The sequence below is a fragment of the Phocaeicola sp. RTP21198st1_B8_RTP21198_201120 genome, assembly GCF_040929485.1.
In the GTDB taxonomy this organism is placed as follows: Bacteria; Bacteroidota; Bacteroidia; order Bacteroidales; family Bacteroidaceae; genus Phocaeicola; species Phocaeicola dorei.
Window position 1 is genome coordinate 1,173 of sequence record NZ_JBCOCI010000341.1, and the last position, 267, is coordinate 1,439.

The window sequence follows — 267 nt, forward strand, 5'->3', positions numbered from 1 at the left end:
CAATAAGAGTGCGGCAATCATTGATAGTACTTTTTTCATTGTTATTTATGTTTTAGTGATTAATTCTTATTCTTAACGACAGGTGCTATCTGGCTTTTTCCATCCGTGGGTGATAACTTCTGCAGACGTATCCATTCATAATCGTCCTGGGTGGCAGGATGCCAGTTGACAAAGATGCCGGGATAACCTACTACTGTAACCGTGTATCCCCCTGTTTTTTCATTATCTTCCACTTTGAAAGTGGCTCCCATGATGACATCGCAGTTG

1 pseudogene is annotated in these 267 nt (G+C 41.2%); it reads right to left on the reverse strand.

Annotated features, from left to right (window positions below):
• Nucleotides 1–59: 59 nt before the first annotated feature.
• Nucleotides 60–267: pseudogene (locus tag AB5935_RS26090) on the reverse strand (hypothetical protein); the annotation flags it as partial.